This is a genomic window from Shewanella sp. GD03713 (assembly GCF_029843705.1).
Classification (GTDB): domain Bacteria; phylum Pseudomonadota; class Gammaproteobacteria; order Enterobacterales; family Shewanellaceae; genus Shewanella.
On the sequence record NZ_JAOCIW010000001.1, the window covers coordinates 3,640,343 to 3,665,055 of the forward strand.

At 48.6% G+C, this 24,713-nt stretch carries 18 protein-coding genes and 2 rRNA genes; 6 read left to right on the forward strand and 14 right to left on the reverse strand.

Annotated features, from left to right (window positions below; all coding sequences use genetic code 11):
- Positions 1-36: 36 nt before the first annotated feature.
- The 4 genes from N5E87_RS15975 to N5E87_RS15990 all read right to left on the reverse strand — a co-directional run bounded on the left by N5E87_RS15975 (position 37) and on the right by N5E87_RS15990 (position 4,033).
- Positions 37-573 (reverse strand): hemerythrin domain-containing protein, encoded by a 537-nt coding sequence (locus tag N5E87_RS15975; protein WP_109285562.1) that lies wholly within the window; start codon positions 571-573, stop codon positions 37-39.
- Positions 574-793: 220 nt separating this feature from the next.
- Complete coding sequence (locus N5E87_RS15980) at positions 794-1,516, reverse strand: hypothetical protein (protein WP_126511746.1); 723 nt, start codon at positions 1,514-1,516, stop codon at positions 794-796.
- Complete coding sequence (locus tag N5E87_RS15985; RefSeq protein WP_011626972.1) at positions 1,509-2,111, reverse strand: sigma-70 family RNA polymerase sigma factor; 603 nt, start codon at positions 2,109-2,111, stop codon at positions 1,509-1,511. Before N5E87_RS15985 ends, N5E87_RS15980 begins: the two co-directional genes overlap by 8 nt.
- Before the next feature lie 44 nt (positions 2,112-2,155).
- Positions 2,156-4,033, reverse strand: coding sequence for a VWA domain-containing protein (locus N5E87_RS15990; protein WP_279775388.1), 1,878 nt, complete (start codon positions 4,031-4,033; stop codon positions 2,156-2,158).
- A 225-nt stretch (positions 4,034-4,258) separates the two neighbouring features.
- Between N5E87_RS15990 and dauA the strand changes: the two genes are divergently transcribed.
- The 4 genes from dauA (at position 4,259) to N5E87_RS16010 (ending at position 9,280) form a co-directional block, all read left to right on the forward strand.
- Positions 4,259-6,019, forward strand: coding sequence for a C4-dicarboxylic acid transporter DauA (gene dauA, locus N5E87_RS15995; RefSeq protein WP_224021713.1), 1,761 nt, complete (start codon positions 4,259-4,261; stop codon positions 6,017-6,019).
- A 255-nt stretch (positions 6,020-6,274) separates the two neighbouring features.
- Positions 6,275-6,766, forward strand: a complete 492-nt coding sequence (gene purE / locus N5E87_RS16000) for a 5-(carboxyamino)imidazole ribonucleotide mutase (RefSeq protein ID WP_037429649.1) — start codon at positions 6,275-6,277, stop codon at positions 6,764-6,766.
- The gene (gene purK, locus N5E87_RS16005; RefSeq protein WP_279775390.1) at positions 6,766-7,863 is read left to right on the forward strand and encodes a 5-(carboxyamino)imidazole ribonucleotide synthase; all 1,098 of its coding nucleotides are present in this window, start codon (positions 6,766-6,768) and stop codon (positions 7,861-7,863) included. Before purE ends, purK begins: the two co-directional genes overlap by 1 nt.
- Before the next feature lie 154 nt (positions 7,864-8,017).
- A complete protein-coding gene (locus N5E87_RS16010) occupies positions 8,018-9,280 on the forward strand; it encodes a sensor domain-containing diguanylate cyclase (RefSeq protein WP_126511751.1) in 1,263 nt (420 codons plus the stop codon).
- Between the two features lie 47 nt (positions 9,281-9,327).
- Here N5E87_RS16010 and N5E87_RS16015 read toward each other — a convergent pair whose 3' ends face one another.
- The 5 genes from N5E87_RS16015 to N5E87_RS16035 all read right to left on the reverse strand — a co-directional run bounded on the left by N5E87_RS16015 (position 9,328) and on the right by N5E87_RS16035 (position 15,812).
- On the reverse strand, positions 9,328-9,945 hold the full coding sequence (locus N5E87_RS16015; protein ID WP_126511752.1) for a hypothetical protein: 618 nt from the start codon (positions 9,943-9,945) through the stop codon (positions 9,328-9,330).
- A gap of 156 nt (positions 9,946-10,101) precedes the next feature.
- On the reverse strand, positions 10,102-10,563 hold the full coding sequence (locus N5E87_RS16020; RefSeq protein ID WP_011626979.1) for a hypothetical protein: 462 nt from the start codon (positions 10,561-10,563) through the stop codon (positions 10,102-10,104).
- Positions 10,563-12,212 carry a glutamate--cysteine ligase gene (gshA, locus tag N5E87_RS16025; RefSeq protein ID WP_126511753.1) on the reverse strand — a complete coding sequence of 550 codons (1,650 nt, stop codon included), beginning with the start codon at positions 12,210-12,212 and terminating at the stop codon, positions 10,563-10,565. The genes N5E87_RS16020 and gshA overlap by 1 nt, the downstream gene beginning before the upstream one ends.
- A 183-nt stretch (positions 12,213-12,395) precedes the next feature.
- A complete protein-coding gene (locus tag N5E87_RS16030; RefSeq protein ID WP_279775393.1) occupies positions 12,396-15,245 on the reverse strand; it encodes a pitrilysin family protein in 2,850 nt (949 codons plus the stop codon).
- Positions 15,246-15,386: 141 nt separating this feature from the next.
- Complete coding sequence (locus tag N5E87_RS16035) at positions 15,387-15,812, reverse strand: YqaA family protein (protein ID WP_089067188.1); 426 nt, start codon at positions 15,810-15,812, stop codon at positions 15,387-15,389.
- 287 nt (positions 15,813-16,099) lie between these two features.
- Between N5E87_RS16035 and N5E87_RS16040 the strand changes: the two genes are divergently transcribed.
- Together N5E87_RS16040 and N5E87_RS16045 are read left to right on the forward strand one after the other, a co-directional pair.
- Positions 16,100-17,353: a dicarboxylate/amino acid:cation symporter gene (locus N5E87_RS16040; protein ID WP_086903826.1), complete on the forward strand. Its 1,254-nt coding sequence runs from the start codon at positions 16,100-16,102 to the stop codon at positions 17,351-17,353.
- Between the two features lie 158 nt (positions 17,354-17,511).
- On the forward strand, positions 17,512-17,679 hold the full coding sequence (locus N5E87_RS16045) for a hypothetical protein (protein ID WP_011623730.1): 168 nt from the start codon (positions 17,512-17,514) through the stop codon (positions 17,677-17,679).
- A gap of 48 nt (positions 17,680-17,727) precedes the next feature.
- Here the strand turns inward: N5E87_RS16045 and N5E87_RS16050 are convergent, their stop codons facing one another.
- From N5E87_RS16050 to N5E87_RS16070, 5 genes are all read right to left on the reverse strand, one after another.
- Positions 17,728-18,858 (reverse strand): sodium ion-translocating decarboxylase subunit beta, encoded by a 1,131-nt coding sequence (locus N5E87_RS16050; protein WP_011717987.1) that lies wholly within the window; start codon positions 18,856-18,858, stop codon positions 17,728-17,730.
- A gap of 8 nt (positions 18,859-18,866) precedes the next feature.
- Positions 18,867-20,702 (reverse strand): sodium-extruding oxaloacetate decarboxylase subunit alpha, encoded by a 1,836-nt coding sequence (gene oadA / locus N5E87_RS16055; RefSeq protein ID WP_279775394.1) that lies wholly within the window; start codon positions 20,700-20,702, stop codon positions 18,867-18,869.
- Between the two features lie 11 nt (positions 20,703-20,713).
- Positions 20,714-20,926 (reverse strand): OadG family transporter subunit, encoded by a 213-nt coding sequence (locus N5E87_RS16060; protein WP_232015344.1) that lies wholly within the window; start codon positions 20,924-20,926, stop codon positions 20,714-20,716.
- 637 nt (positions 20,927-21,563) lie between these two features.
- Positions 21,564-21,679 (reverse strand): 5S ribosomal RNA (gene rrf / locus N5E87_RS16065).
- A gap of 128 nt (positions 21,680-21,807) precedes the next feature.
- Positions 21,808-24,701: ribosomal RNA gene (locus tag N5E87_RS16070) — 23S ribosomal RNA — on the reverse strand.
- Positions 24,702-24,713: the final 12 nt, after the last annotated feature.

The following is a 24,713-nucleotide window of genomic DNA, read 5'->3' on the forward strand; positions in this document are numbered from 1 at the left end:
AAGCGCCAATGGCGCTTTTTCTGTTTTTACATTCCGCTATTCGGCAGTTCTAAGGTAAGAGCGCAGCTCATCAAAGGCCTGTTGCTCGCGGTCGAGGAATAACGGATCATCGATTAAAGACGCTTGGCACTGTTGCTCAATTACCTGCCAATCCTTATCGGTTAAGGTTTTAGCCAGTAACGGGAAGATTTCCCGCTCCTCCATTTGCATATGCTTTTCTTGCAGCTCCACATATTCGGCAAAATCAGCGACTAACTTATCCCTCGCGACCACAATATCACTCAAAATGAGATTTAAGGTATTCATTAACGCCGAGGATGCCGCCGTCACCACTTGGTGCTCATCACTCAACTTATCAATTTCATCGTTCGCCTTATGCGCCAAATAGTAAGCATAGATAATGTCTTCCACAGGATGATGACTGCGCTCAGCATATCCTTGCATATACTCAACTATGTCCCGAACCACGATAAAATTGATGGCTTCACCTTCAGCTAATTTCATCTGCTTGTTTTTCAAGACATTCAACAACACTGCTATATGTTTATGATCATGCATGAGTCTTTTAAGCATATCGCCTCCTGAACTGGGACTCTGACTATTGATACTAGTCAAGTCGTTTATCGATCTCCAATATAACAGGCGAATTCGTGTTCACTTTATGACCACGATCAAGTAATTAACATGAGAGTCTGTAAAAATGCGTGAATTGATCGGCAGATTAACCCTAAATGCCTAATAAAGAATGGACAGTGAGTTAACTAAAGTAACGCTAACTCACTGTTTATTTATGTTATTTTGTTAATTGATTCAACTGGCGTTGCAATGCCTTAAACTTCGCAATCGCTTGCGTATCATCTGCGGTTGCTTCTCCCTCGGCTTTTGCCAACTCAGGATATTGCTTCAGCAGCGTTTGCGCTAAGGCAGATGCCTCCTGTGTTTGTTTGGCTTCAATCAAGGCTTGTAAGCGTGTTAAAGACTCCATCATAGCTTCTTCCCGAGCCATTACAGGTGTATCTTGCTGCGGTAGTACCCGTGCCATTTGTGGTGCTGCTCGAGACTCTAGTTGCTGATTTTCCTGCGCAGACATCTTAGCCTGTGCCTTCATTGCTTCCCTTTGCCTATTTTGTGTGGCGGCTTCTTCTCTAGCTTGATGCGCCATCTCTGCTTGTTGTGCAGCATTATCTAGCTCAGCCTGAGCGGGCATAGGCGCACTCATAGTCAAAGCGGCTGGCGCAACTAACTCTTCCTCAAAATGGCCTCGGTTGAGGATCACTAAACCGACGACGAGCACTAAGGAGGCTGCGCTCGATAGCGCCCATGGAAAACGGCGCCACACAGGCGTGACAGAGGGCTTGAGCTGGTTAACGTTGATATCAGCCAAATGGGCCTGTGACAGGCGCAAAATATCTTGGTCAAGTCGTTCAGGTGGCATTTCCAGTGCTTGCTTGTGATACCAAGCCGAAACTTCCTGACGTAGTGCCTCTTCTTCCGATGACAGAGTCGAATTACTCATGACCAACCTCCTGCCATTTAGCATTGACACAATCTTTTAAGCTTTGATACGCGTAGCGAATGCGGCTCTTGGTCGCTTCGAGTGTTACCCCTGCGATATCGCTTATCACTGCAGCGGTAAAGCCCATTTCGATATTGAGAATAAAGGCCTCTTTTTGCACTTGGGGTAACAGGGCAATACAGGTTTTCAGCAACAAGCTTTTTTGCGTTTCCTGCCAATGCACATCGGGTTGTTCCTGCTCTGCTCCCACAAAAGTATCTAGCCCTTCCTCGTTATCGTGACTGACTAGATCAACTGGCTTAACCGCCCTGACGTGATCAATCAACAGATTATGGGCAATCCGATAAAGCCAAGTATTAAACTTGGCGCTCGGCTCGTAATTAGTGGCGGCACGGATCACCCGTCCCCAGGTTTCTTGATATAAATCTTCGGCTAGCTGTTTGTCACCGAGTTGGCGCACAAAGTAACGGTACAAGGCGCCTTTGTGTTTAAGATAAAGCTGCTCAAACGCTTTGCCATCGCCCTTGGCATAGCGTTGCATTAACTGTTCATCGGTATGCTCATGGGCATGCATTTGCGGTATCGCCAAAGCCATGGCAGCTCCCTAATAGTTAACTAACTGAAACATAATAATTTGGCTCATTGCTGATGCGGTTTATCCTCGGGCGGGAAAGGTTTATCTCCGGCATCAAAGGATTTTTTGATTGGCACTCGCTGTGTTTGTGCGAGTATCGCAGCGGTATCGACAAGTTGCATAAATTCATGTCGGTAGCCGCTGGTATCATCCCCCAGCGCAGAACGTGTGAGCACACTAAGCTTATTATAATCAAATTGATGCAAATAGTTGCTTTGATTGAGTAACTGTCCTAATCCTGCCACTGCAGCGGCAAAACGAAAATCGTCACTCGCCTGCGCTAATGAGTTTACCCTTTGGTCGGCACGGATTGGATAACTCAGTAACTGGCTCTGAGTCGCATCCGGTAGCTGATAACGTAATTTAAGAAAAGCAATTTCGTCGCGGCTATATTTTTCATTGCCAGTCTTGGGATTATAGCCATAGCGAAGTTTATCATTAGCCAAATTCCCCGCATCAACATAGCGAAGCTCGTAAAGCGCCGTGACCGTATGCCCAGCGCCTATTTCGCCCGCATCCACCTTATCATTATTAAAATCTTCACGTGCGAGGACACGGTTCTCATAACCAATCAGACGATACTCAGCCACAAGGGCGGGATTAAACTCGACCTGCACTTTCACCTCTTTGGCTATGGTGAGCAAGGTTGCACTTAATTGTTCCACCAGCACTTTTCTCGCCTCATTGAGTGAATCGATATAGGCATATTGTCCATTGCCTTTATCGGCTAATTGCTCCATCAAATGGTCATTGTAATCACCCATGCCAAAACCGAGCGTAGTTAACCCAATCCCTTGTTGTTTCTGTGCGCTAACCAAATCGATTAGCTCATCGAGATTGCTCGTGCCGACATTAAAGTCACCGTCGGTCGCAAGTATCACTCGATTAATGCCGCCTTTAACAAAGTGTTTCTGCGCTAACTGATAAGCAAGCTGAATACCTTGCGCCCCATTGGTTGAACCACCCGCACTAAGCTGCTCTAACGCATAATGAAGAGTTTGACTGTCGTTACCCGCCGCGCCATCTAACACCACTCCAGCGGCGCCGGCGTAGACGACAATCGATACCTTATCCTCAGCATCCAGTTGCTGGGTCAGCATTTTCAAGGCAGTTTGCAACAGAGGTAACTTATCGGGCGATGCCATCGACCCTGACACATCCAGCAGAAACACTAAGTTACTGGCGCTCAGTTCAGCTTTACTCTGTTCATACCCCTTCAAACCAATGCGAAGTAACATCATGTCATCGTTATAGGGTGATGGAGCAAGCTCAGTCGTAACACTGAAGGGCGCCTCATTTTTACTCGGCAGTGGATAGTCATAGGAAAAATAATTCAGCATTTCTTCAACCCGCAGCGTGTCCTTCTGTGGCAATCGCCCTTCCTTTAGCATTCGCCTTAACGTCGTGTAACTGCCAGTATCGACATCGATAGCAAAAGTCGATACTGGGATCTCCCCTGCGACCATGATGCCGTTTTGCACTTGCTTCTCGAATCGATTGCGCTCAGATTGCACAGCCCCTGGCCAATCGCCGTTTAACGCGGGCGCCGCACTGATACTGGCCGCAGGTTGAGCAATATACGCTCGCCCCTCAGCATTCATTGTTTGCAGCCTCGCTAACGATGCTTGCTCCTGTATGGCGATTGCAGCATCCAATTGCCGATTGGCCTGACGCTCGGCACTTTCCTTAAGCTCTGCGCTTTGCTTAAGCTCTGCTTGTTGCTCCGCGGCAATTTTTGCTTGAACTGCTAATTCAGTAGGGTTTTGCTGCTTCGCAGATTTATCACTGCAAGCACTCAAACCGAGCAGTACAGCGACTGTTAATCCCGAAACAACAAAGCTTAAATGCGTTTTATAGCGAAAGACTGAAGATGGATATCTCATGATAGTGACCTAGTGATTGTGACCCCAATGGTTGATATCCCTATAAACGCAGCCTAAGCACAAAAGGGTTATTTGATGAGAGAAATCGCCACACTCACTTTACCAAGCATACTATTTATTAAAAACAAAGACATTTAAGCGTCTTTTGCAACCATGATCACACAAGAACATTCTTCTGAACTCTAGAATAGAGCCTTGTAATAAGCCGCGTTTATGGACCCACTCGTGTCACACTCTGCTCATTTGTTTTCATTAAGAATTGCCCACGCCCTTAGCGAAGCGTGCGTAAAAGATAAATATTCGTTTAAACGTTTTGGACAAGATCTCATGGCGGGTCTGACCGTAGGGATCATTGCGATACCACTGGCAATGGCACTGGCGATAGCTAGCGGTGTCGCCCCACAATATGGCTTATACACCGCCATTGTCGGTGGTTTTATTATCGCCATGACAGGTGGCTCCCGTTATAGCGTCTCGGGACCAACGGCCGCCTTCGTCGTCTTACTCTATCCCATCGCCCAACAATTTGGGTTGGCGGGACTGCTGATCGCTACCGTCATGTCTGGCATGATGCTGGTTGCCATGGCGATGTTAAGACTGGGTAGATTAATCCTATACATTCCTGAATCGGTCACCTTAGGCTTTACCGCAGGGATTGGGGTGGTGATAGCAACCTTGCAGCTAAAAGACTTCTTCGGTCTGCATATAGAGCACATGCCAGAGCAATATTTTGCCAAACTCATGGCACTAGGTCAGGCATTGCCTGCACTTCACCTACCAAGCTTATTAGTGGCTGCTGCTACCTTAGCCACTATGCGACTCTGGCCTAGATTAAAAATCCCAGTACCAGCCCACCTTCCTGCCATCGTTTTGGGCAGTATTCTCGCTTTAGTGTTAAATGCTATGGGCGCTGATATTGAGACCATAGGAACACGTTTCCATTACCAATTAAGCGACGGCAGTGTCGGCACAGGTATCCCTGCGGTTCTCCCCCACTTTGAATGGCCTTGGTTACAAACTGGCGCCAATGGTCAAGCCTTTGAATTTAATCTGGCCACTTTTCAAGCCTTACTCCCCGCCGCCTTCGCGATTGCCATGTTAGGTGCCATAGAATCGCTGCTATGTGCAGTTGTGCTTGATGGCATGACAGGAAAACGCCATAGCGCGAACAGCGAGCTTCTCGGCCAAGGGATAGGCAATATTATCGCCCCCTTCTTTGGCGGGATCCCAGCGACCGCGGCCATTGCCCGCAGTGCGGCAAACGTTAAAGCGGGTGCTCAGAGTCCGATCGCATCGATGATCCATGCCATAGTGGTCTTGGTTGGTTTAGTCGCGCTCGCAGGAGTACTTGCCTACTTACCCATGTCGGCCATGGCCGCATTATTACTGGTTGTAGCTTGGAATATGAGTGAAGCCCCCAAAGCGGTGCACTTACTTAAAACAGCCCCCACCAGCGATATATTGGTGTTTTTAAGCTGTTTTTCACTCACGGTGATATTCGATATGGTGATCGCCATCAGCGTGGGGATTATTTTAGCCGCGCTGCTATTTATGAAAGAAATCGCGGAGATGACCAAGCTGTATGATATCAGTAGCAACAAGCGTTATATCGATCAGCCTCTGCCCGCCGACTGGGCCGTGCTCAAAATTAATGGCCCACTATTTTTTGCCGCTGCGGATCGTATTTTTGCCGAAATCGCCAGCCTCACTCAAGATAAACAAGTGATTGTACTTTACTTAGATGGGGTATCGATTCTGGATGCAGGTGGTCTTGCAGCACTCAATAAACTGATTGAAAAATGTAAGCATAACCATACTAAGTTGATTATTGCCGATTTGCAGTTTCAGCCCATTCGCACCCTTGCGAGGGCTAAAGTGCAACCGATTGAAGGGATACTGAAGTTTTATCCTACCCTGCGGGAAGCCTTAGCCGAAGCGCCATCATTTGAGCATATCGTCGAATCTAATCCAGCAGCAACCCACTAATTGCAAATTGATATTTTATCCCCAACGCACAGTATCTGCGTTGGGGTATAGGGTTTATTTAGGCCAATTCAACGAACACTTTATCCATCCTAAAGGCACTATTTTTACGCGCAAAAAACGCCAGAAATCGGGCTTTACATGGTATTATTCTGCGCCATGATGCTCCCTGCTCTTACAGGAGCCGCGAACATCGACTGTACCCAGACCTGAAACAAGGTCGAAATATAATTAAAATTAGTGAGTTAAGGAGTTATCATGCAAGCCCTTGTTGCTGTTGTTATGGGTTCTAAGAGTGATTGGCCCACAATGGAAGCCGCCGCTGAGATCATGGATAAACTGCAAGTGCCTTACCATGTTGAAGTTGTATCAGCCCATAGAACGCCAGATAAGCTGATGGAGTTTGCAGCCGGAGCCGCTGACCGTGGTTTTAAAATTATTATCGGTGGCGCGGGCGGTGCAGCTCATTTACCCGGTATGATTGCCTCAAAAACTCGCTTACCTGTATTAGGTGTACCAGTACAAAGCAAAGCGCTATCGGGCATGGATAGCTTACTGTCTATCGTGCAGATGCCAAAGGGTATCGCCGTAGGCACACTCGCCATCGGTACCGCAGGAGCCTTTAACGCTGGTCTACTGGCTTGCCAAATTCTCGCCAATAACGATGCAGATCTTGCCGCACGTTTAGAAACCTTTAGAGAAGAACAAACCCGCGCTGTGCTAGATAATCCCGATCCGAGGGAAGCCTAATGACCCAAGCAAATGCAAAATCAAAGGTTTGGGTGTTAGGTAATGGTCAACTCGGCGCTATGCTGACCCACGCTGGCGAGCCGCTAGCTATCGATGTTCGCGCCGTCGATATTATGACGCCCACCGATGAAATCCTGCCGCTGGCGCCTCAGGATATTATCACCGCCGAACGCGAGCAGTGGCCTGAATCCGCCCTAAGCTTACAACTCAGCACCCATCCGCATTTTGTTAACGGCCCAGTATTTAGCCGTTTGGCCGACCGTTACAGCCAAAAAAGCTTACTCGATCAGATCCAAGTCCCAACTGCGCCTTGGACACTCGTCGATGATAAGACCAACGTCGAAAACCTATACCAAGCCTTTGGTCCTCGCGTGCTGATGAAGCGCCGTACGGGTGGCTACGACGGTAAGGGCCAACATTGGCTAAAACAAGCCGAAGCGGGAGAGATCCCCCAAGATTGGCGTAACTTGGCCATTGCCGAGCAAGCAATTAACTTCGATGAAGAAGTGTCCTTAGTCGGCGTACGTACCCGTGAAGGTCAATGCGTGTTTTATCCATTAACACTCAACCTGCACCAAGACGGCATTTTGATGGCCTCAATTTCGCCTCTGACTCGTCTGAACCACCTGCAAGCGCAAGCGGAAGGCATGCTGAGCGCTATTATGCATGAGCTGGAATATGTCGGCGTGATGGCGATGGAATGTTTCCGAGTGGGCGATAAGCTGCTGGTTAACGAGTTAGCACCGCGGGTACACAACTCAGGCCATTGGACCCAAGCGGGTACCCATATGGATCAATTCCAACTGCATTTAAGAGCCCTGTGCGGTATTGCGATTCCGCAGCCACAAGTGAACTTTCAATGCGTGATGGTCAACCTGATTGGTATCGAAAACGATCCCCGCTGGTTAAGCCTGCCCAATGCCGAACTGTATTGGTACAACAAAGTGGTTCGTCCTGGCCGTAAAGTCGGGCATTTAAACCTTTCGGTGCCGAATACGGCCGTGTTAAAAGACAGCATTGGCGCGCTGCAAACTTGGATGCCAAGCCAATATCAAGCGCCCCTCGCGTGGATTTTAGCTGAGTTTGCTAAAGCCTAATTGAGCGCACAGATCACTGATAAGAGTACATATTTGTGCTCTTATCAGTTGATTTCTCCATCTTCGTTATATACTTATCCAAACTCAGCGTGAATGAGTTAGTGACCGAGTGATTAAAACAGACTAACCGGAGCACGAATAAGGGAACTGCCGAGTGAAATTAAGGGATAATTTTAAACGTAAAACCATAGACCGCTTAGACTATCGTTATCATCTATTGCTCTTGATAGTGCCGATAGTGCTATTCGTCTTATTATTTGTGTTTAATGCCCCCACCGAAGGTTGGACTATCCTCCCCCTGCTGTTTGTCTGTCTTATCTATGTGATTGCCTACAGCCTTATTTATTATCTTCACCAGGGCCGCTTAATGCGGTTATGGCAACACTTAGAGCAGGTCGTCAGTATTAACGATGCTATTTATGAACTTGCCCACCTGTCGAGCCAATATAAAAATGAGCATGCGTTTCTCGACGCGCTGCTTAATAAAGCCGTCTGTATCATTAACGGTGCAGAAATGGGCAGCATCATCAAAGTCAACGAAGAGACCCATAGACTGCATTTCGAATCCGTTGTTGGGCTAGACCTTAACATGCTCAAGCAATTGAATTTTTCCCTCGAGCAATCCTTCGAATATCGACTCACTAAGGGCAAATGCGACCGTGTGGTGGTAGTCGATGATATGAAGAACATCAATGCCGCCAGCACGCTCACAACCGAAGAGCAGCACATCTTACTCACAGCAGCCAAACATCCGATCCGCTCGACGCTGTCCAGCCCGATACGCATCGATGGCAAGCTCTACGGCATGCTTAATCTCGATAGCAGTAGCGTAGGCGCCTTTAGCGACTACGACCGCAATCTGGTCTCCATTCTCACCCACGAGGCCAGCAATGCGATTGCCTTGTATCAAAAATCGCTGCAAATCACCAAATTGGCGAATTTCGACAATCTTACCGGACTCTATAACCGCAAAAATTTTGAAGATGCCCTACAGCATTGGCAACCCAAGGCGCACTTAGGCAGTTATTTGGTGATTATCGATATGGATAATCTCAAGAGCATTAATGACCAACAGGGGCACCAAGTTGGCGATTTAGCGATTAAGCAAGTGGCTAAGACTATCCTCGGCTTTTGGAAGCATAAAGGCATTATCTCGCGCTTTGGGGGTGATGAGTTTGTTGCCCTCTGCCATGGCCCGCTAGAGCAGCTCGAAAATGACCTCGATGCCATGCGCCTCAAGCTGCACCAAGAGTCGTCCCTCAATCTAAACTTCAGCGTGGGCATGTCGGCCTATGACAATGATTGGGCTAAGTCTTTCAAACAGGCGGATAATGCGATGTATGAGCAAAAACGCGGTAAGAAAAAAGCGATAAAAGCACTCGAAGCGATTGCGGCCAATAACCAACTGACGCAATGAATTTAGCAAGGAGCCTATCTGCAATAAGCCCCACAAATGTATTTAGGCTACCCGAAGAATAAGCGCCATAGCCAAGAAGAATCTAAATCCTCCTGACAGGTTTTATACTGGGCCGCATAACGCTTAGCCCTGTCATCCACCTTCGCCGCGACTTTGACCAGCCACGCCTTAGATTTATAAGTCCCACGGCGATAGCCACCCCACCCTTCGTGGTAGTTGAGGTATTGCGCCCTCGCATCCCACTTGGACACCCCATTAATTTTATGGGTCTTGTAAATAAACCAACCCATAAAATCCATAGCATCATCAAAATTACTCCGCGAAGACCAGCTGTTTCCCGTCTCGCGAACATAATCATCCCAGGTCATGGTTTTGGCCTGTGCATAACCATAGGCATCACTGGCGCGACCGATGGGAATGAATCCTAAAAAGTACTCCATTGGCGGCGCAGCATTATGTTTGAAGGAGCTTTCTTGATACATCATCGCCAGCGGCACATGCACGGGCACGCCCCATTTATCACGGGTGTCCTTAGCGGCTTCGTACCATGAACGATGCTCTTGAAAAATATCGCAAAGGTTATCGGGAGATTTAGGCGGAGACGTGGCGCAGCCAGAGAGAAAACCTATGGATGCACATAACAGAGTTGTCGAAAGCCATTTCATTAATCGCTTGTTCTCCCAAGATATAAAACTGGCCCATCATCGCACAGTCATAGGGTGAGGCAAAGCGCCAATCCTGTTTTTGGCGCTAAGATCACCTTAGCGCCTATTATCAGGTCAAACTCATTAACAGAAATGACAATCCGTTGTTAAATCTGATTATTTTGTTTCAGGGCTAAGATCAAACTGACATTCATGGTTTTCTTGCTGCCACACACCGGGTTCCCAATAGTTGGTATCTTTGCCCATATAGCGCTTATCCGTGTGGAATAAGGCGCCAATATGATAACGCTGGTGTCCTTCGACCTTTAACTTAAAGGTTTTAGGAGTGCGCGCACTGAGGGATACGCCCAAAGAAGGTGCATCAATCAACTCGGCGACCGTGAACTCATATTCCCCAGGCGCCAGTTGATAATTAGGTTTAGACACCACGGGCTTACCATTGAGATGGGTCACCACCACGCGATACCAATGGGTGCTGGCATCGGGCTGTAAATACCCAGACACAGTCCCGCAACTTAAGTCATCTTCAGGCGAGGAGGCGCAACCAGACAAGAATGCCGTGAGCCCGAGTAGACTGGCAGCCAGTGTAAGTTTGTGCCCGGTTAGATAGCGACTCATTAGGATGAAGTCCCGAAATAGTCCGTCAGATAATCATCAAAGGATACCGCACTTTGCGCCGCTTCGATGTCCGCTTGCTTATTAAGCGATGCTTGCGCCTCGGCTTGATAATCGCTGACAATCTCGGCTGATAAGGGGTAATCCATAAAATATTGGTGATATTGCTGCGCCAGTGACATCACCCATTGTCCATGGTCTTGGCCTTTGGTGATTAATTGCTGGATGACTTGACCAGACAAGGTCTTTTGTGGGTCATTCACGGCTTCACGCCAATGGGCTAAGGCCGCTTGGTAATCCTGCTTATCGACATCGAGTAACTTAGCCAATGAATCCAAATGCTCAAACAGATCCAAAAGCCACGTTTGCAGTGAGCGTGTACCTGTCTCGGTTAATAACTCTAGCCCAGGCTTACGGCCTTCAAGCACAACAGATTTTAAGTTAGCACTTAAACGGGCTTCTTCTGCCGCATCGGACTTAGGCGATTCGGTTAGTAAGCAATAGAGTAAGAACAAGTCGAGGAAACGCACTTGGTTCTCTTCAACCCCAATCGGGCTGAAGGGGTTTACATCTAATGCACGCACCTCAATATATTCAACCCCCGCACGGGCAAGGGCTTCTGAGGGTTTCTCACCGCTTTTGGTGACGCGCTTCGCACGGATTGGCGAGTAAAATTCGTTTTCAATTTGCAGCACATTGGCATTGAGCTGGCGATATTCACCATCCACCTTCACGCCGATATTGGCAAAGTTGGCCGATGGCATCTTAATCGCGGCTCTCACCCCAGCCAGATACTCGGGTAGGGAGTTATAGCTGATATTGAGATCTTCCTGCTCTTTATTGGTGTAACCCAGATCGCTCATCCGCAGCGAAGTCGCATAGGGTAAATACAAAGTACCTCGACCCGATTTTTCAAAGCGTAAATCGGTCTTCTGCCCCTTGATAAACGAGCTACACAGCGCAGGTGATGCGCCAAACAGATAAGGTAACACCCAGACTAAACGGCGGTAATTGCGAATGAGGCCAAAGTAAGATTCGGAGATAAAATCCTCAAAGCTCACGCTTTTATCACTCAACTCATAGAGGCTTTGCCACAGCTCCTGCGATACCGAGAAGTTAAAATGCACCCCAGAGATGATCTGCATCAGAGCGCCATAACGGTAGGTTAAGCCCTTGCGATACAAGGTTTTCATCTTACCCGTGTTAGAACTGCCATAACGGGCGACCGGAATATTCTGCTCATCCTTCACGTAACATGGCATGCTCACGGGCCACAGGCGCTGACCATGCAAATGACGCACGCTAAAGGCATGGGTCTCGGTGAGTCCTTGCAATAGCGGGCCAACTTGATTGTTTACCGGCGTGATAAATTCAAGCAGTGCTTCACTGTAATCTGTCGTAATGCGCGAATGCGTTAATGCCGAGCCGAGCTCTAATGGATGACCATCTAACGCAAGGTAGCCTGACTCGTCGATACGCAGCGCTTCACGCTCAATTCCACGTAACATGCCAAGGAGTGCGGCACGCCCTTGAGCGTCCGAGAAATGTTGTACTAATTCATTGAATGGCTTCAATTTGCGCTTCTCTGATTGGTGATTCGCTATCGCGACAAGGTTAACAGTCAGACCTTTATTTTGAGGCTTATCTTTCAAAATACGCCTCAAAATAAATCTAAACCTGTCCGTGGAGCAAGCCTAATTACATTCTTCTGCGATAAAACGCAGACGGTGACAGCTAATGCTGTCACCGTCTTACTCGTTAATACTTTAGACTGGCAGCGAGGTTGTGCTGCACAATTAGCTTGTCTGCAATTTATATTGGGTCGAAAAGCTAATTTACAATACTAAAGTTTCAATTGGATAGCCTAAAGTTGCTAAATCCGCTTCAATTTTCGCCTTATCTCCCACCACTAAGATGATCATTTTCGAGATATCTAGCTCGGAAGCCGCGAGGGCATTGAGTTCATCTTTTGTTACAGTATTTATAATTTTGTCCTGCTCGGTAGTAAAATCTTGGCTCAGCTGGTAACGCTGGATCATCCGCATAAAGCCCGCCTTCTGATAAGGCGTCTCATAATCCAATGCTTGCCCTTGGGAAACCGAGTTACGCATAAAGCCGAGCTCAGTGTCCGTCATCCCATTCTGCTGATAGGCTTTGATCTCTTTGATAAATTCATTTACCGCCTTGGCCGTCACATCGGTACGCACATCACTCGAGGCCACAAAATCACCGACTTCGACGCCACCGGTAAATGAGCTGCGAGCCCCATAGGTATACCCCTTGTTCTCACGTAAATTGAGGTTAATACGGCTATTGAAGGCGCCACCGAGCGGATAGTTCATCAGGTAAGATTTGAAATAATTACCTGTTGCATCATAGGGTAAGGCACGTTTCGCAATGTTAATTACCGACTGAGCCGCGCCCGGTTTATCGATCAGATAGATAGTCCCGCCCTTCAGCGCAGGGAATGACTTGAGTGGCGGCAATGTACTCGCCTCCCCTTGCCATTGACTCAATCCCGCAAGCTTAGGTAGTAACGCACTTTCAGGCAGATTCGCTACCGTAATGATTTTAGCGTTCGCACCACGGTACTGCTCAGCGTAAAACGCCTTCACATCCGCAAGTGTCAGCGCGGCAACGGAATCTAAGGTCCCTGCATCGCTGACGCCTTGAGCGTTATTCTTACCATAGAGCAAGCTATACAGCGCAGAGTTAGCGACATAGCCTGGGTCTGACTGCATATGCTGAATTTGCTGCAACTGTTGCTGCTTCACCCGCGCAAAGTCGGCCTCGTTAAACGCAGGCTGGAACAGCTTTTCTTCCAATATGGCTAAGGTTTCATCCAAGTGCTCGGTGAGCGCCGACACCTTAATCGTGCTTTGGGATTCGGAGGCACTAAAGTCCACCGTACTGCCGAGCATCTCAAGCGCCTGCGACAACTGCTCGGTTGAGCGCTTTTGAGTCGACTCATTCAGCATCTCAGCGGTTAGGCCTGCTAGGCCCGCCTTTTCAACGGGCACTAATCTGTGTCCGCCGTTAAGATAAATCACTAACTCCACAGTCGGGGTTTCGCTGCTTTGAGTGCCCATCACTTCGATGCCATTAGCTAACTTAGTCGTCCAAATTGTCGGGACTTTAAGCACGGGCGCCGCGCCCGAGGCTGGCATTGCTGAGCGGTCGAAACTTGACACAAACTTAGCGGCGGGTAAATCGCCCTCTACAGCTGTATCCGCCACGGGCAAGGTTTGAGGGATGAAGTTATCCGGATGAGCGACTAAAGCCGTCATTCCCTGCGGTACCACACTCATCACCACCATGGGCTTGTCTTTGATGTACTTTTTAAATACCCGCATCACATCGTCTTTGGTCACATTGGCGTAGCGCGCAAGGTCTACTCCAATCTTATTCGGCTCACCAAACATGGTTTGATTCAAGGCAAGCATAGACACTTTGCCTTTTACGCTCTGCAAACCAAAAATGGTATCGGCCTCAAACTGCACTTTCACTTTTTGCAGGTCATCGTCGGTGACGCCGCGCTGCTCAAACTCATTAATCGAGTCGAGAATGCGCTGTTCAAGTTCGGCTAAGGTCGCGCCCTTTTGCGGATTGGCTAGGGCATAAATCGACATCTGGCAGGCTAACTCTTGGCAGGGTTGGCTCACGCTTGCCTGCACGGCATAACCATCCTTCACAAGGTTTTTGTAAACGAGTGAGGTTTTACCGCCACCGAGGATATTAGCTAATAAGTCCAGCGCGGCTTCATCGGGATGGCTGGCATACACAGTCGGAAAGCCGATACGGATCAGCGGCAGATGCACGTTATCTTCCATCGAGATATAGCGCGTCTTATCGAGCGTAACTAAGGTCTTAGGCTCGGGTTGAACCTCGGGGCCACGGGGGATTTCGCCAAAGTATTTGTTTACCCAGGCTAAGGCTTGCAACTCATCAAAATCGCCGCCAATGGTCAGAGTGGCGTTATTCGGGCCGTACCAGCGCTGGAAAAAGTGTTTCACATCATCCACTGTGGCGCGGTTAAGATCCTCTGGCCAGCCGATCACAGGCCAAGAATAGGGATGACCGACCGGGAACATCGCCTGATTAAAGCGCTCGCTCATTCGGCCATAGGGTTGATTATCAATGCGTTGAGCGCGCTCGTTTTTCACCGTCTCGCGCTGTACTTCAAACTTTTCGCTGGTTAGCGCCGGCAACAAAAAGCCCATGCGGTCAGACTCGAGCCACAACATTTTTTCGAGCTGGTTGCTAGGGACAGTCTCAAAGTAGTTCGTTCTGTCGGTATTGGTTGAGCCGTTCAGTGTGCCCCCCGCCTCGGTTACCACCTCAAAATGTTGCTCATCGGCGACGTGCTCAGAGCCCTGGAACATCATATGTTCGAATAAATGGGCGAATCCTGAACGGCCTGCCAGTTCTCTGGCCGAGCCGACGTGATAAGTCACATCGACATGCACTAAGGGATCGGAATGATCTTGATGCAAAATAACCGTTAGACCATTGGCAAGCTGATATTTTTTAAAGGGAATACCGACTTCTGAGTCCTTCAGTTGCACATTTTCAATTAACTTTACGCCCGCGGGTAATTGCGTTGAGGTTTGGCTGGCACAACCTGCGAGTGCGGCGGAAATCGCGACCGCTAATATCCATTTTTTCAAGGTATTCCCCTTATACATCAATAGGCTAAAAAATTAGCCCCTGTAGAATGCTCGGTATCAATAATGAATTCAGACTCATTAAGCCCTACAAAGTTCCAAGTAATACAAGGACTTCCTTTGCAGCGCTATTATCCTTTAACCGAACAACGAGTGTAAAAACTAACTAAACCAATGCAATGTGGCGGCCGCCACGATAAGGTAACGCAGGGTTTTGCCGATCAAAATCATCACTAATGCGGGGAACGCCCTAAGCTTTAACCATCCCGCCAATAAACATAATAGATCGCCAATCACTGGCGCCCACGACAACAATAACGACCAAACACCGTAACGCTCAATAAGGGCTAAGGCTTTGGCATGCTTTCCCTCACTGAGGGCCTCGGGGGACTTTGCAAACCGGCCGATACGCCCTAGATAAAAACTCGTCATCGCCCCTAAGGTATTGCCAACACTGGCCACCACCACTAATTCGACCCAAGCTTGCGGCGCTTTATTCAGCAACGCAATCAGTAAAACTTCTGATCCTCCCGGTAACAAGGTCGCGGCTAAAAAAGCCCCAGAAAACATCATGCTTAATTCAGACATAAAAGCTTACTCTATGAAATTACAGCTCTTTCACGCTCTCGAACAGAGAACTACCACAGCGTTAAAAGGATGTAGCTACTAACCATTTCACAACAAACTCATTTATCACAATAAGTTATAAGAAAATCGGTTTGTTATAACCCTATCACAGCCGATACAATGCCTTTAATGGCAAAAAATGTCCTGTACCTGACTCGTCGCTTGGTTTAAGTTCACTCACTTCAAGTGGATACTCATACTAGCATCTCAGGTCCATGGGCTTGTAATGATATATTTTTGGAAAACGCATGATTCTTCAAACTATTAGCCGCATTCCTTTTTGGCAAAAAGTCCTCGCCGGTTTTATTTTAGGCGCACTCGTTGGCGTACTTTTAGGTGAAACCGCCACTGTACTTAAACCGCTTGGCGATTTGTTTATCAGCGCCATTAAGATGCTGGTTGCTCCACTGGTCTTCTGTGCGATTGTGGTCAGTATCACCTCGCTCGGCTCTCAAACGAATCTCAAACGCTTAAGTCTTAAGACCTTAGGCATGTTTATGCTGACTGGCACTGTTGCCTCACTGATTGGCTTAGCGGTTGGCTCGCTTATCGATATGGGCGGCACAATGCAACTGGCCACCACGGAAGTGCGTGAGCGCAATATTCCAGGGTTTGCGCAGGTGCTGCTCGATATGATCCCAGTCAATCCCTTTGCCTCACTGGCGGATGGAAAAGTACTGCAGATCATTGTCTTTGCTGCGTTGGTCGGGATAGCCATCAACAAGGTTGGCGAGAAAGCCGAGCCACTAAAACGCACCATCGAAGCGGGCGCCGAAGTCATGTTCCAACTGACACGCATGGTGCTCAAACTCACCCCTATCGGCGTGTTTGGCTTAATGGCTTGGGTGGTCGGTGAATATGGTTTATCGACCCTATTACCTCTAGGTAAATTTATCGCCGCTATCTATATTGCCGCCCTTATCCATATGATTTTTGTCTACGGTGGACTAGTGAAATTTGCCGCGGGTTTAAGCCCTGTGCAATTTTTCCGTAAGGCCATGCCGGCGCAATTAGTGGCTTTTAGTACCTCTTCAAGCTTCGGCACTCTGCCTGCAAGTACCAGAGCGGTTGAGACCATGGGTGTTTCAAAGCGTTATAGCGCCTTCGTTATGCCGCTCGGCGCAACCATGAACATGGATGGCTGTGGTGGTATTTACCCTGCGATTGCCGCGATTTTTATCGCTCAAATTTACGGTATTCCACTCGATACCTTAGATTATGTGATGATTGCCGTAACAGCCACGGTGGCCTCAGTCGGTACCGCTGGCGTGCCAGGCAGCGCTATGGTGATGTTAACCGTCACTTTAGGCGTGATTGGTTTGCCCCTAGAAGGTATCGCCTTTATTGCCGCCATCGACCGTATTATCGATATGATCCGCACCGCGACCAACGTCACAGGCGACATGATGACCGCCGTGGTGATTGGCAAATCTGAAAATGAGCTTGATGTTGATCAGTTCTACAGCAACGAGACTCAAACGGCTGCGATTGCCGATAATTAATCACTCAGGGTAAATCATGAAAGATTTATCCAATAAAAAGGCCGCAAATGCGGTCTTTTTTATTATCCGTATTTCACTTATTGCGAATAAAACGTCCATGACTTTCGGTCAAACAAGCTGTTAAACTCTTCACTTATTTACCAAAAGTAGAATGAAGCATGACTAAACTGTTTTTATTCCCGCTTATCCTTTGCTTGCTGTGGATACTGTTTTTAAAAGCCAATGGTTTACCGCTGGCTCAAGGAAAACGTGGCTTTATCTACATCATAGCCATCAGCGGCACGGTGATTTTGCTTCTTATGCTGCTCCTGTGGTTAACGGCTTAAAGCCTATTGGTTCACAATAGGCTTTGCTCTAGCCTCCAAATTCGCAGCTTAGCCAAGCACAGCCAGTAAAATCCCCGCAGCAACCGCAGAGCCTAATACCCCTGCAACGTTTGGCCCCATGGCGTGCATCAGCAAAAAGTTATGGTGATTAGCCTCTAACCCCACCTTATTCACCACCCTTGCCGCCATTGGCACAGCTGATACGCCCGCTGCGCCAATTAATGGATTGACTTTACCGCCAGTTAATTTGCACATCAGTTTTGCCATCAGCACCCCTGCAGCGGTACCAATGCCGAATGCCAACGCGCCCAAAACTAAGATCCCTAAGGTTTCGACGCGCAAGAACTGCTCCGCAGAAAGTTTAGAACCGACGGCCAAGCCTAAGAAAATTGTGACGATATTAATCAGCTCGTTTTGCGCCGTTTTCGATAATCTATCTACCACACCCGACTCACGCATTAGATTGCCAAGGCAAAACATACCAACCAAAGGAGTCGCTGCGGGTAAGAATAAAATCGTTAAGCCCAATACCATCAGCGGGAAAATGATCTTCTCCTTCTTACTCACCTCCCTGAGCTGCTCCATCTTTATCTCACGCTCGGCTTGGGTCGTGAGTAAACGCATGATCGGCGGCTGAATAATCGGCACCAGCGCCATATAGGAATAGGCCGCCACAGCAATCGCCCCCAACAACTCAGGCGCAAGCTTAGAGGCAAGGAAAATCGCCGTTGGTCCATCCGCGCCACCGATAATGGCAATGGCTGCGGCATCCTGCATGGTAAATTCAAAGCCTGGCACCAGATTCAGCGCTATCGCCCCAATTAAGGTTGCGAAAATCCCAAACTGCGCCGCCGCGCCGAGTAGCAAGGTCTTTGGATTGGCAATCAGCGCACTAAAATCTGTCAGCGCGCCAACCCCCATAAAGATCAGCAGCGGAAAGACCCCGGTTTCAATCCCAACATGGTAGGCGTAATACAGCATACCGCCCTCTTCGGTAAAACCCGCATTGGGAATATTCGCCAGCACAGCGCCAAAACCAATAGGTAACAACAGTAGTGGCTCAAAGCCGCGCACTATCGCAAGGTATAACAGCAAGGCACCTACCGCCATCATCAAGGCTTGCCCCGCAGTAAAATGGGCTATGCCCGTTTCGGCCCAGAAAGCCAGTAAACCATCCATAACGACTCCTAGGCTAAGGCCAGTAATTGAGAACCCACGGCAACCGAATCCCCTTCTTTCACAAAGAGATGGGTAATAATGCCATCCCCCTGTGCGCGGATTTCGGTCTCCATTTTCATGGCCTCTAGGATGATAACAACATCGCCGGCGCACACCTTGTCACCAATGCCGACATGCACTTTGAAGATATTGCCCGATAGTGGCGCGCTCATCTTAAGTTTCACCTCACTGGTTTGAGGCACTGGCGCAGCGCTCGGCTGAGAAGGATAAGCTTGGCCAAGCGGCAGTGCGGCTTGTCCCTGAGTTTGGATCTGGCTAATTTCGCCGCCCTCGGCAACCTCAACCACATAAGTTTGCCCTTCAACCGTAACGGTATAAGTCTCGGCCTCACGCGGCGTAGCAGGTAACACTGGCGCAAGTTCAGGTTTTGGCTCAAAAGCGGTTGGGTCGTCTCGGTGTTTTAAAAACTGTAAGCCAATCTGCGGGAAGAGCGCATAGATGAGTAAATCATCGTCCAGAGACTTTTCTTTACTCTCTGAGACGAGACGAATCCCTTGCTCCTGCGCCTTTGATAATAACTCCGTACGCAGTTTGTCCAACTCGGGTGCGAGTAAATCCGCAGGACGGCAGGTGATCGCCGCCGCACCGTTAAGCACTCGAGCCTGCAACTCAGGATTAACTGGGGCCGGAGTAGCACCATATTCGCCCCTTAACACACCTTCAGTCTCTTTGGTCAACGATTGATATCTTTGCCCCATCAGTACGTTGATAACCGCCTGCGAGCCAACAATTTGCGAAGTTGGTGTAACCAAAGGCAGAAAGCCTAAATCCTGACGCACCCGAGGGATCTCCTCGAGCACTGCGTCCAGCTTATCGGCTGCACCTTGTTCTTTGAGCTGACTCTCCATATTCGTCAACATGCCACCGGGCACTTGAGCGCGAAGGATCCGCGAATCGATACCTTTTAACGCTCCTTCGAACTTGGCGTACTTTTTCCGCACCTCACGGAAATAAGCGGCAATCTCTTCAAGTAAGGCAAGGTCATAGTGAGTTTCACGCTCGGTCTCGGCCACCATAGCAACCACGGTTTCAGTTGCCGTATGGCCATAGGTTTGGCTCATGGAAGAAATGGCAGTATCGAGCACATCGATTCCCGCCTCTATCGCCTTTTGATAGGTTGCGGTACTTAGCCCCGTCGTGGCGTGGCAATGCAATGAGAGCATGAGTTGAGTTTGTGATTTTAAGCGACTAATAAGCTCAAAGGCTTCCATCGGCTTGAGTAGGCCCGCCATGTCTTTAATGCACAGCGAATGGCAGCCCATGTCCTCAAGGCGCTTTGCCATATCGACCCAAGTATCAACCGTATGAACAGGGCTGGTCGTATAAGAAATTGTGCCTTGCGCGTGCCCACCGACGTCACGCACCGCTTTTACTGCCATCTCAAGGTTACGCACATCATTCATCGCATCAAAGATACGGAATACATCCACACCATTGGCATGGGCACGCTCAACAAAACGTGTCACTAAATCATCGGCATAATGGCGATAACCCAATAGGTTTTGACCGCGCAGTAACATTTGTTGAGGCGTATTGGGCATTAACTTTTTCAGCTCGCGGATCCTGTCCCAAGGATCCTCACCTAAATAACGAATACAGGCATCGAAAGTCGCTCCGCCCCAAGACTCGAGCGACCAAAATCCCACTTTATCGAGCAGAGGTGCAATCGGAAGCATGTCATCGATGCGTAAACGCGTTGCTAAAATAGACTGATGTGCATCCCTCAAGACGACATCGGTTAACTGTAATGGCTTAGACGCCACAATCGAATTTACTCGGTTCATATGGCGCTCCATTATTTAGCCTGAGAACGATACTGCTGGACGGCTAAGCTGATCGCAGCCACCAATTTAGGATCTAAGGTGTTTGCAGCTCCGATTGAGCTCGCATCATTCACCTTTAACGGATCTGCTGCTTTAGGCTCTTCACGGCACCACTTAGCAACCAGATTCACACCTAATATCAATACACTTAAAAATAAATACACCAGCCCCATGCCCAATAACATGATGCCAACAGCATCTAATAGCTGCTGCGTTAGCTCCCCTTTCACGTCAGTACCTCCTCCAGCTTTCAACCCAATCAAGTGTTAGATTTACAACTTCACAACATCTTCATTGATATCAAACTCAATCTATGGCTGTAAATTGGTAAGACCAATTTACATAAGATCGGCAATAAGTGTCTGAGGGATCCTTAGTGAACGAGCGATAAAATGAATATTCGTTAATGAAACAGCAAAGCAGATATTTTTATTGGGGAAAAAAAGGTTACTGGCTCTCAAGATTAAGGCCTAAGTAAACAGCAGCCGAAAGTGCAATCTAACGATAATGAGGTCTTGAATCTTTTATTAAATGAGTACAAGTTTAAATCGAACGATGAGTAAGGACACAATCCAAGAAGCATCAAAATACAGCGCTAAAGCATTAAGCTGCCAAGAAGGTGTTTAGAGGAATAATGAGGACACAGGTTTAAAAGTCTAGAAAACAAGATAATCAGCCGTTCTCCATTAACGCTGCATCTTAGACCGTAGAGTAATAACGTTAGTAATTAAAGAAGGCTTATGAAGAATACAGAAACTGAAATGGCAAACACGAAAAACAAAAAAGCCAGCTTATTCAGCTGGCTTCTTTGTTTAATTAGGCGCTTGGCGATGACCTACTCTCACATGGGGAGACCCCACACTACCATCGGCGCGATTGCGTTTCACTTCTGAGTTCGGGATGGGATCAGGTGGGACCACAATGCTATTGTCACCAAGCAAATTTGTTATTCACTACCCGTCTTATTGTTGCAGGCAGTAAATGAATTCGGAAAGCTGGATTGAGTACCACTTCTTAAGTGTTTGTATTCGTCTAAGTATCACTGAGTAAAACCCATCTGGGTTGTATGGTTAAGCCTCTCGAGTCATTAGTATCAGTTAGCTCAACGCCTCACAACGCTTACACACCTGACCTATCAACGTCCTAGTCTCGAACGGCTCTTTAGTGGACTTATAGTCCAAGGGATGACTCATCTTGGGGCTCGCTTCCCGCTTAGATGCTTTCAGCGGTTATCGATTCCGAACATAGCTACCGGGCAATGCCATTGGCATGACAACCCGAACACCAGCGGTTCGTTCACTCCGGTCCTCTCGTACTAGGAGCAACTCCCCTCAATCATCCAACGCCCACGGCAGATAGGGACCGAACTGTCTCACGACGTTCTGAACCCAGCTCGCGTACCACTTTAAATGGCGAACAGCCATACCCTTGGGACCGACTTCAGCCCCAGGATGTGATGAGCCGACATCGAGGTGCCAAACACCGCCGTCGATATGAACTCTTGGGCGGTATCAGCCTGTTATCCCCGGAGTACCTTTTATCCGTTGAGCGATGGCCCTTCCATTCAGAACCACCGGATCACTATGACCTACTTTCGTACCTGCTCGACGTGTCTGTCTCGCAGTTAAGCTGGCTTATGCCATTGCACTAACCGTACGATGTCCGACCGTACTTAGCCAACCTTCGTGCTCCTCCGTTACTCTTTGGGAGGAGACCGCCCCAGTCAAACTACCCACCAGGCACTGTCCTTAACCCCGATTAGGGGCCCAAGTTAGAACATCAACACTACAAGGGTGGTATTTCAAGGACGACTCCACGAGAACTAGCGTTCCCGCTTCAAAGTCTCCCACCTATCCTACACATGTAGGGTCAATGTTCAGTGCCAAGCTATAGTAAAGGTTCACGGGGTCTTTCCGTCTAGCCGCGGGTATACGGCATCTTCACCGCAATTTCAACTTCACTGAGTCTCGGCTGGAGACAGCGTGGCCATCATTACGCCATTCGTGCAGGTCGGAACTTACCCGACAAGGAATTTCGCTACCTTAGGACCGTTATAGTTACGGCCGCCGTTTACCGGGGCTTCGATCATGAGCTTCTCTTGCGATAACCCAATCAATTAACCTTCCGGCACCGGGCAGGCGTCACACCGTATACGTCATCTTGCGATTTTGCACAGTGCTGTGTTTTTGATAAACAGTTGCAGCCACCTGGTATCTGCGACTGCCGTCAGCTTAGGGAGCAAGTCCCATCACCAACAGCAGCGTACCTTCTCCCGAAGTTACGGTACCATTTTGCCTAGTTCCTTCAGCCGAGTTCTCTCAAGCGCCTTGGTATTCTCTACCCGACCACCTGTGTCGGTTTGGGGTACGATTCCCGCTAACCTGAAGCTTAGAAGATTTTCCTGGAAGCATGGCATCAACTACTTCATCCCCTTGGGGACTCGTCATCAGCTCTCAGTGTTAAGAACGCCCGGATTTGCCTAAGCGTTCCACCTACCACCTTAAACGCGGACTACCAACGCCGCGCTAGCCTAGCCTTCTCCGTCTCTCCATCGCAGTTAGCGGAAGTACAGAAATATTAATCTGTTTCCCATCGACTACGCCTTTCGGCCTCGCCTTAGGGGTCGACTCACCCTGCCCCGATTAACGTTGGACAGGAACCCTTGGTCTTTCGGCGAGGGGGTTTTTCACCCCCTTTATCGTTACTCATGTCAGCATTCGCACTTCTGATACCTCCAGCGTGGGTTACCCCTTCACCTTCAACGGCTTACAGAACGCTCCTCTACCGCGCAACCCTAATGGATTGCACCCGTAGCTTCGGTGGTATGTTTAGCCCCGTTACATCTTCCGCGCAGGCCGACTCGACTAGTGAGCTATTACGCTTTCTTTAAATGATGGCTGCTTCTAAGCCAACATCCTAGCTGTCTAAGCCTTCCCACATCGTTTCCCACTTAACATACACTTTGGGACCTTAGCTGACGGTCTGGGTTGTTTCCCTTTTGACGACGGACGTTAGCACCCGCCGTCTGTCTCCCGGATAGCACTCTTTGGTATTCGGAGTTTGCAAAGGGTTGGTAAGTCGGGATGACCCCCTAGCCTTAACAGTGCTCTACCCCCAAAGGTGTTCGTCCGAGGCGCTACCTAAATAGCTTTCGAGGAGAACCAGATATCTCCCGGTTTGATTGGCCTTTCACCCCCAGCCACAAGTCATCCGCTAATTTTTCAACATTAGTCGGTTCGGTCCTCCAGTTGATGTTACTCAACCTTCAACCTGCCCATGGCTAGATCACCGGGTTTCGGGTCTACGCCTTGCAACTAAACGCGCAGTTAACACTCGGTTTCCCTACGGCTCCGCTATTCGCTTAACCTCGCTACAAAACGTAAGTCGCTGACCCATTATACAAAAGGTACGCAGTCACGGTCTCAAGAACCGCTCCCACTGCTTGTACGTATACGGTTTCAGGTTCTATTTCACTCCCCTCACAGGGGTTCTTTTCGCCTTTCCCTCACGGTACTGGTTCACTATCGGTCAGTCAGGAGTATTTAGCCTTGGAGGATGGTCCCCCCATATTCAAACAGGATATCACGTGTCCCGCCTTACTCGTTTTCATCAAAGGTTAGTTTTCGTGTACGGGGCTATCACCCTGTGCCGCTGGACTTTCCAGACCATTCCACTAACACCCCTCTGACTTAAGGGCTAATCCCCGTTCGCTCGCCGCTACTAGGGGAATCTCGGTTGATTTCTTTTCCTAAGGGTACTTAGATGTTTCAGTTCCCCTCGTTTGCCTCACTACACTATGTATTCATGTAGTGATAACAGCTTATGCTGCTGGGTTCCCCCATTCGGACATCGTTAGCTCAAATGCTTGTTACTAGCTCGCCAACGCTTTTCGCAAGTTACTACGTCCTTCATCGCCTCTGACTGCCAAGGCATCCACCGTATACGCTTAGTCGCTTAACCATACAACCCAAA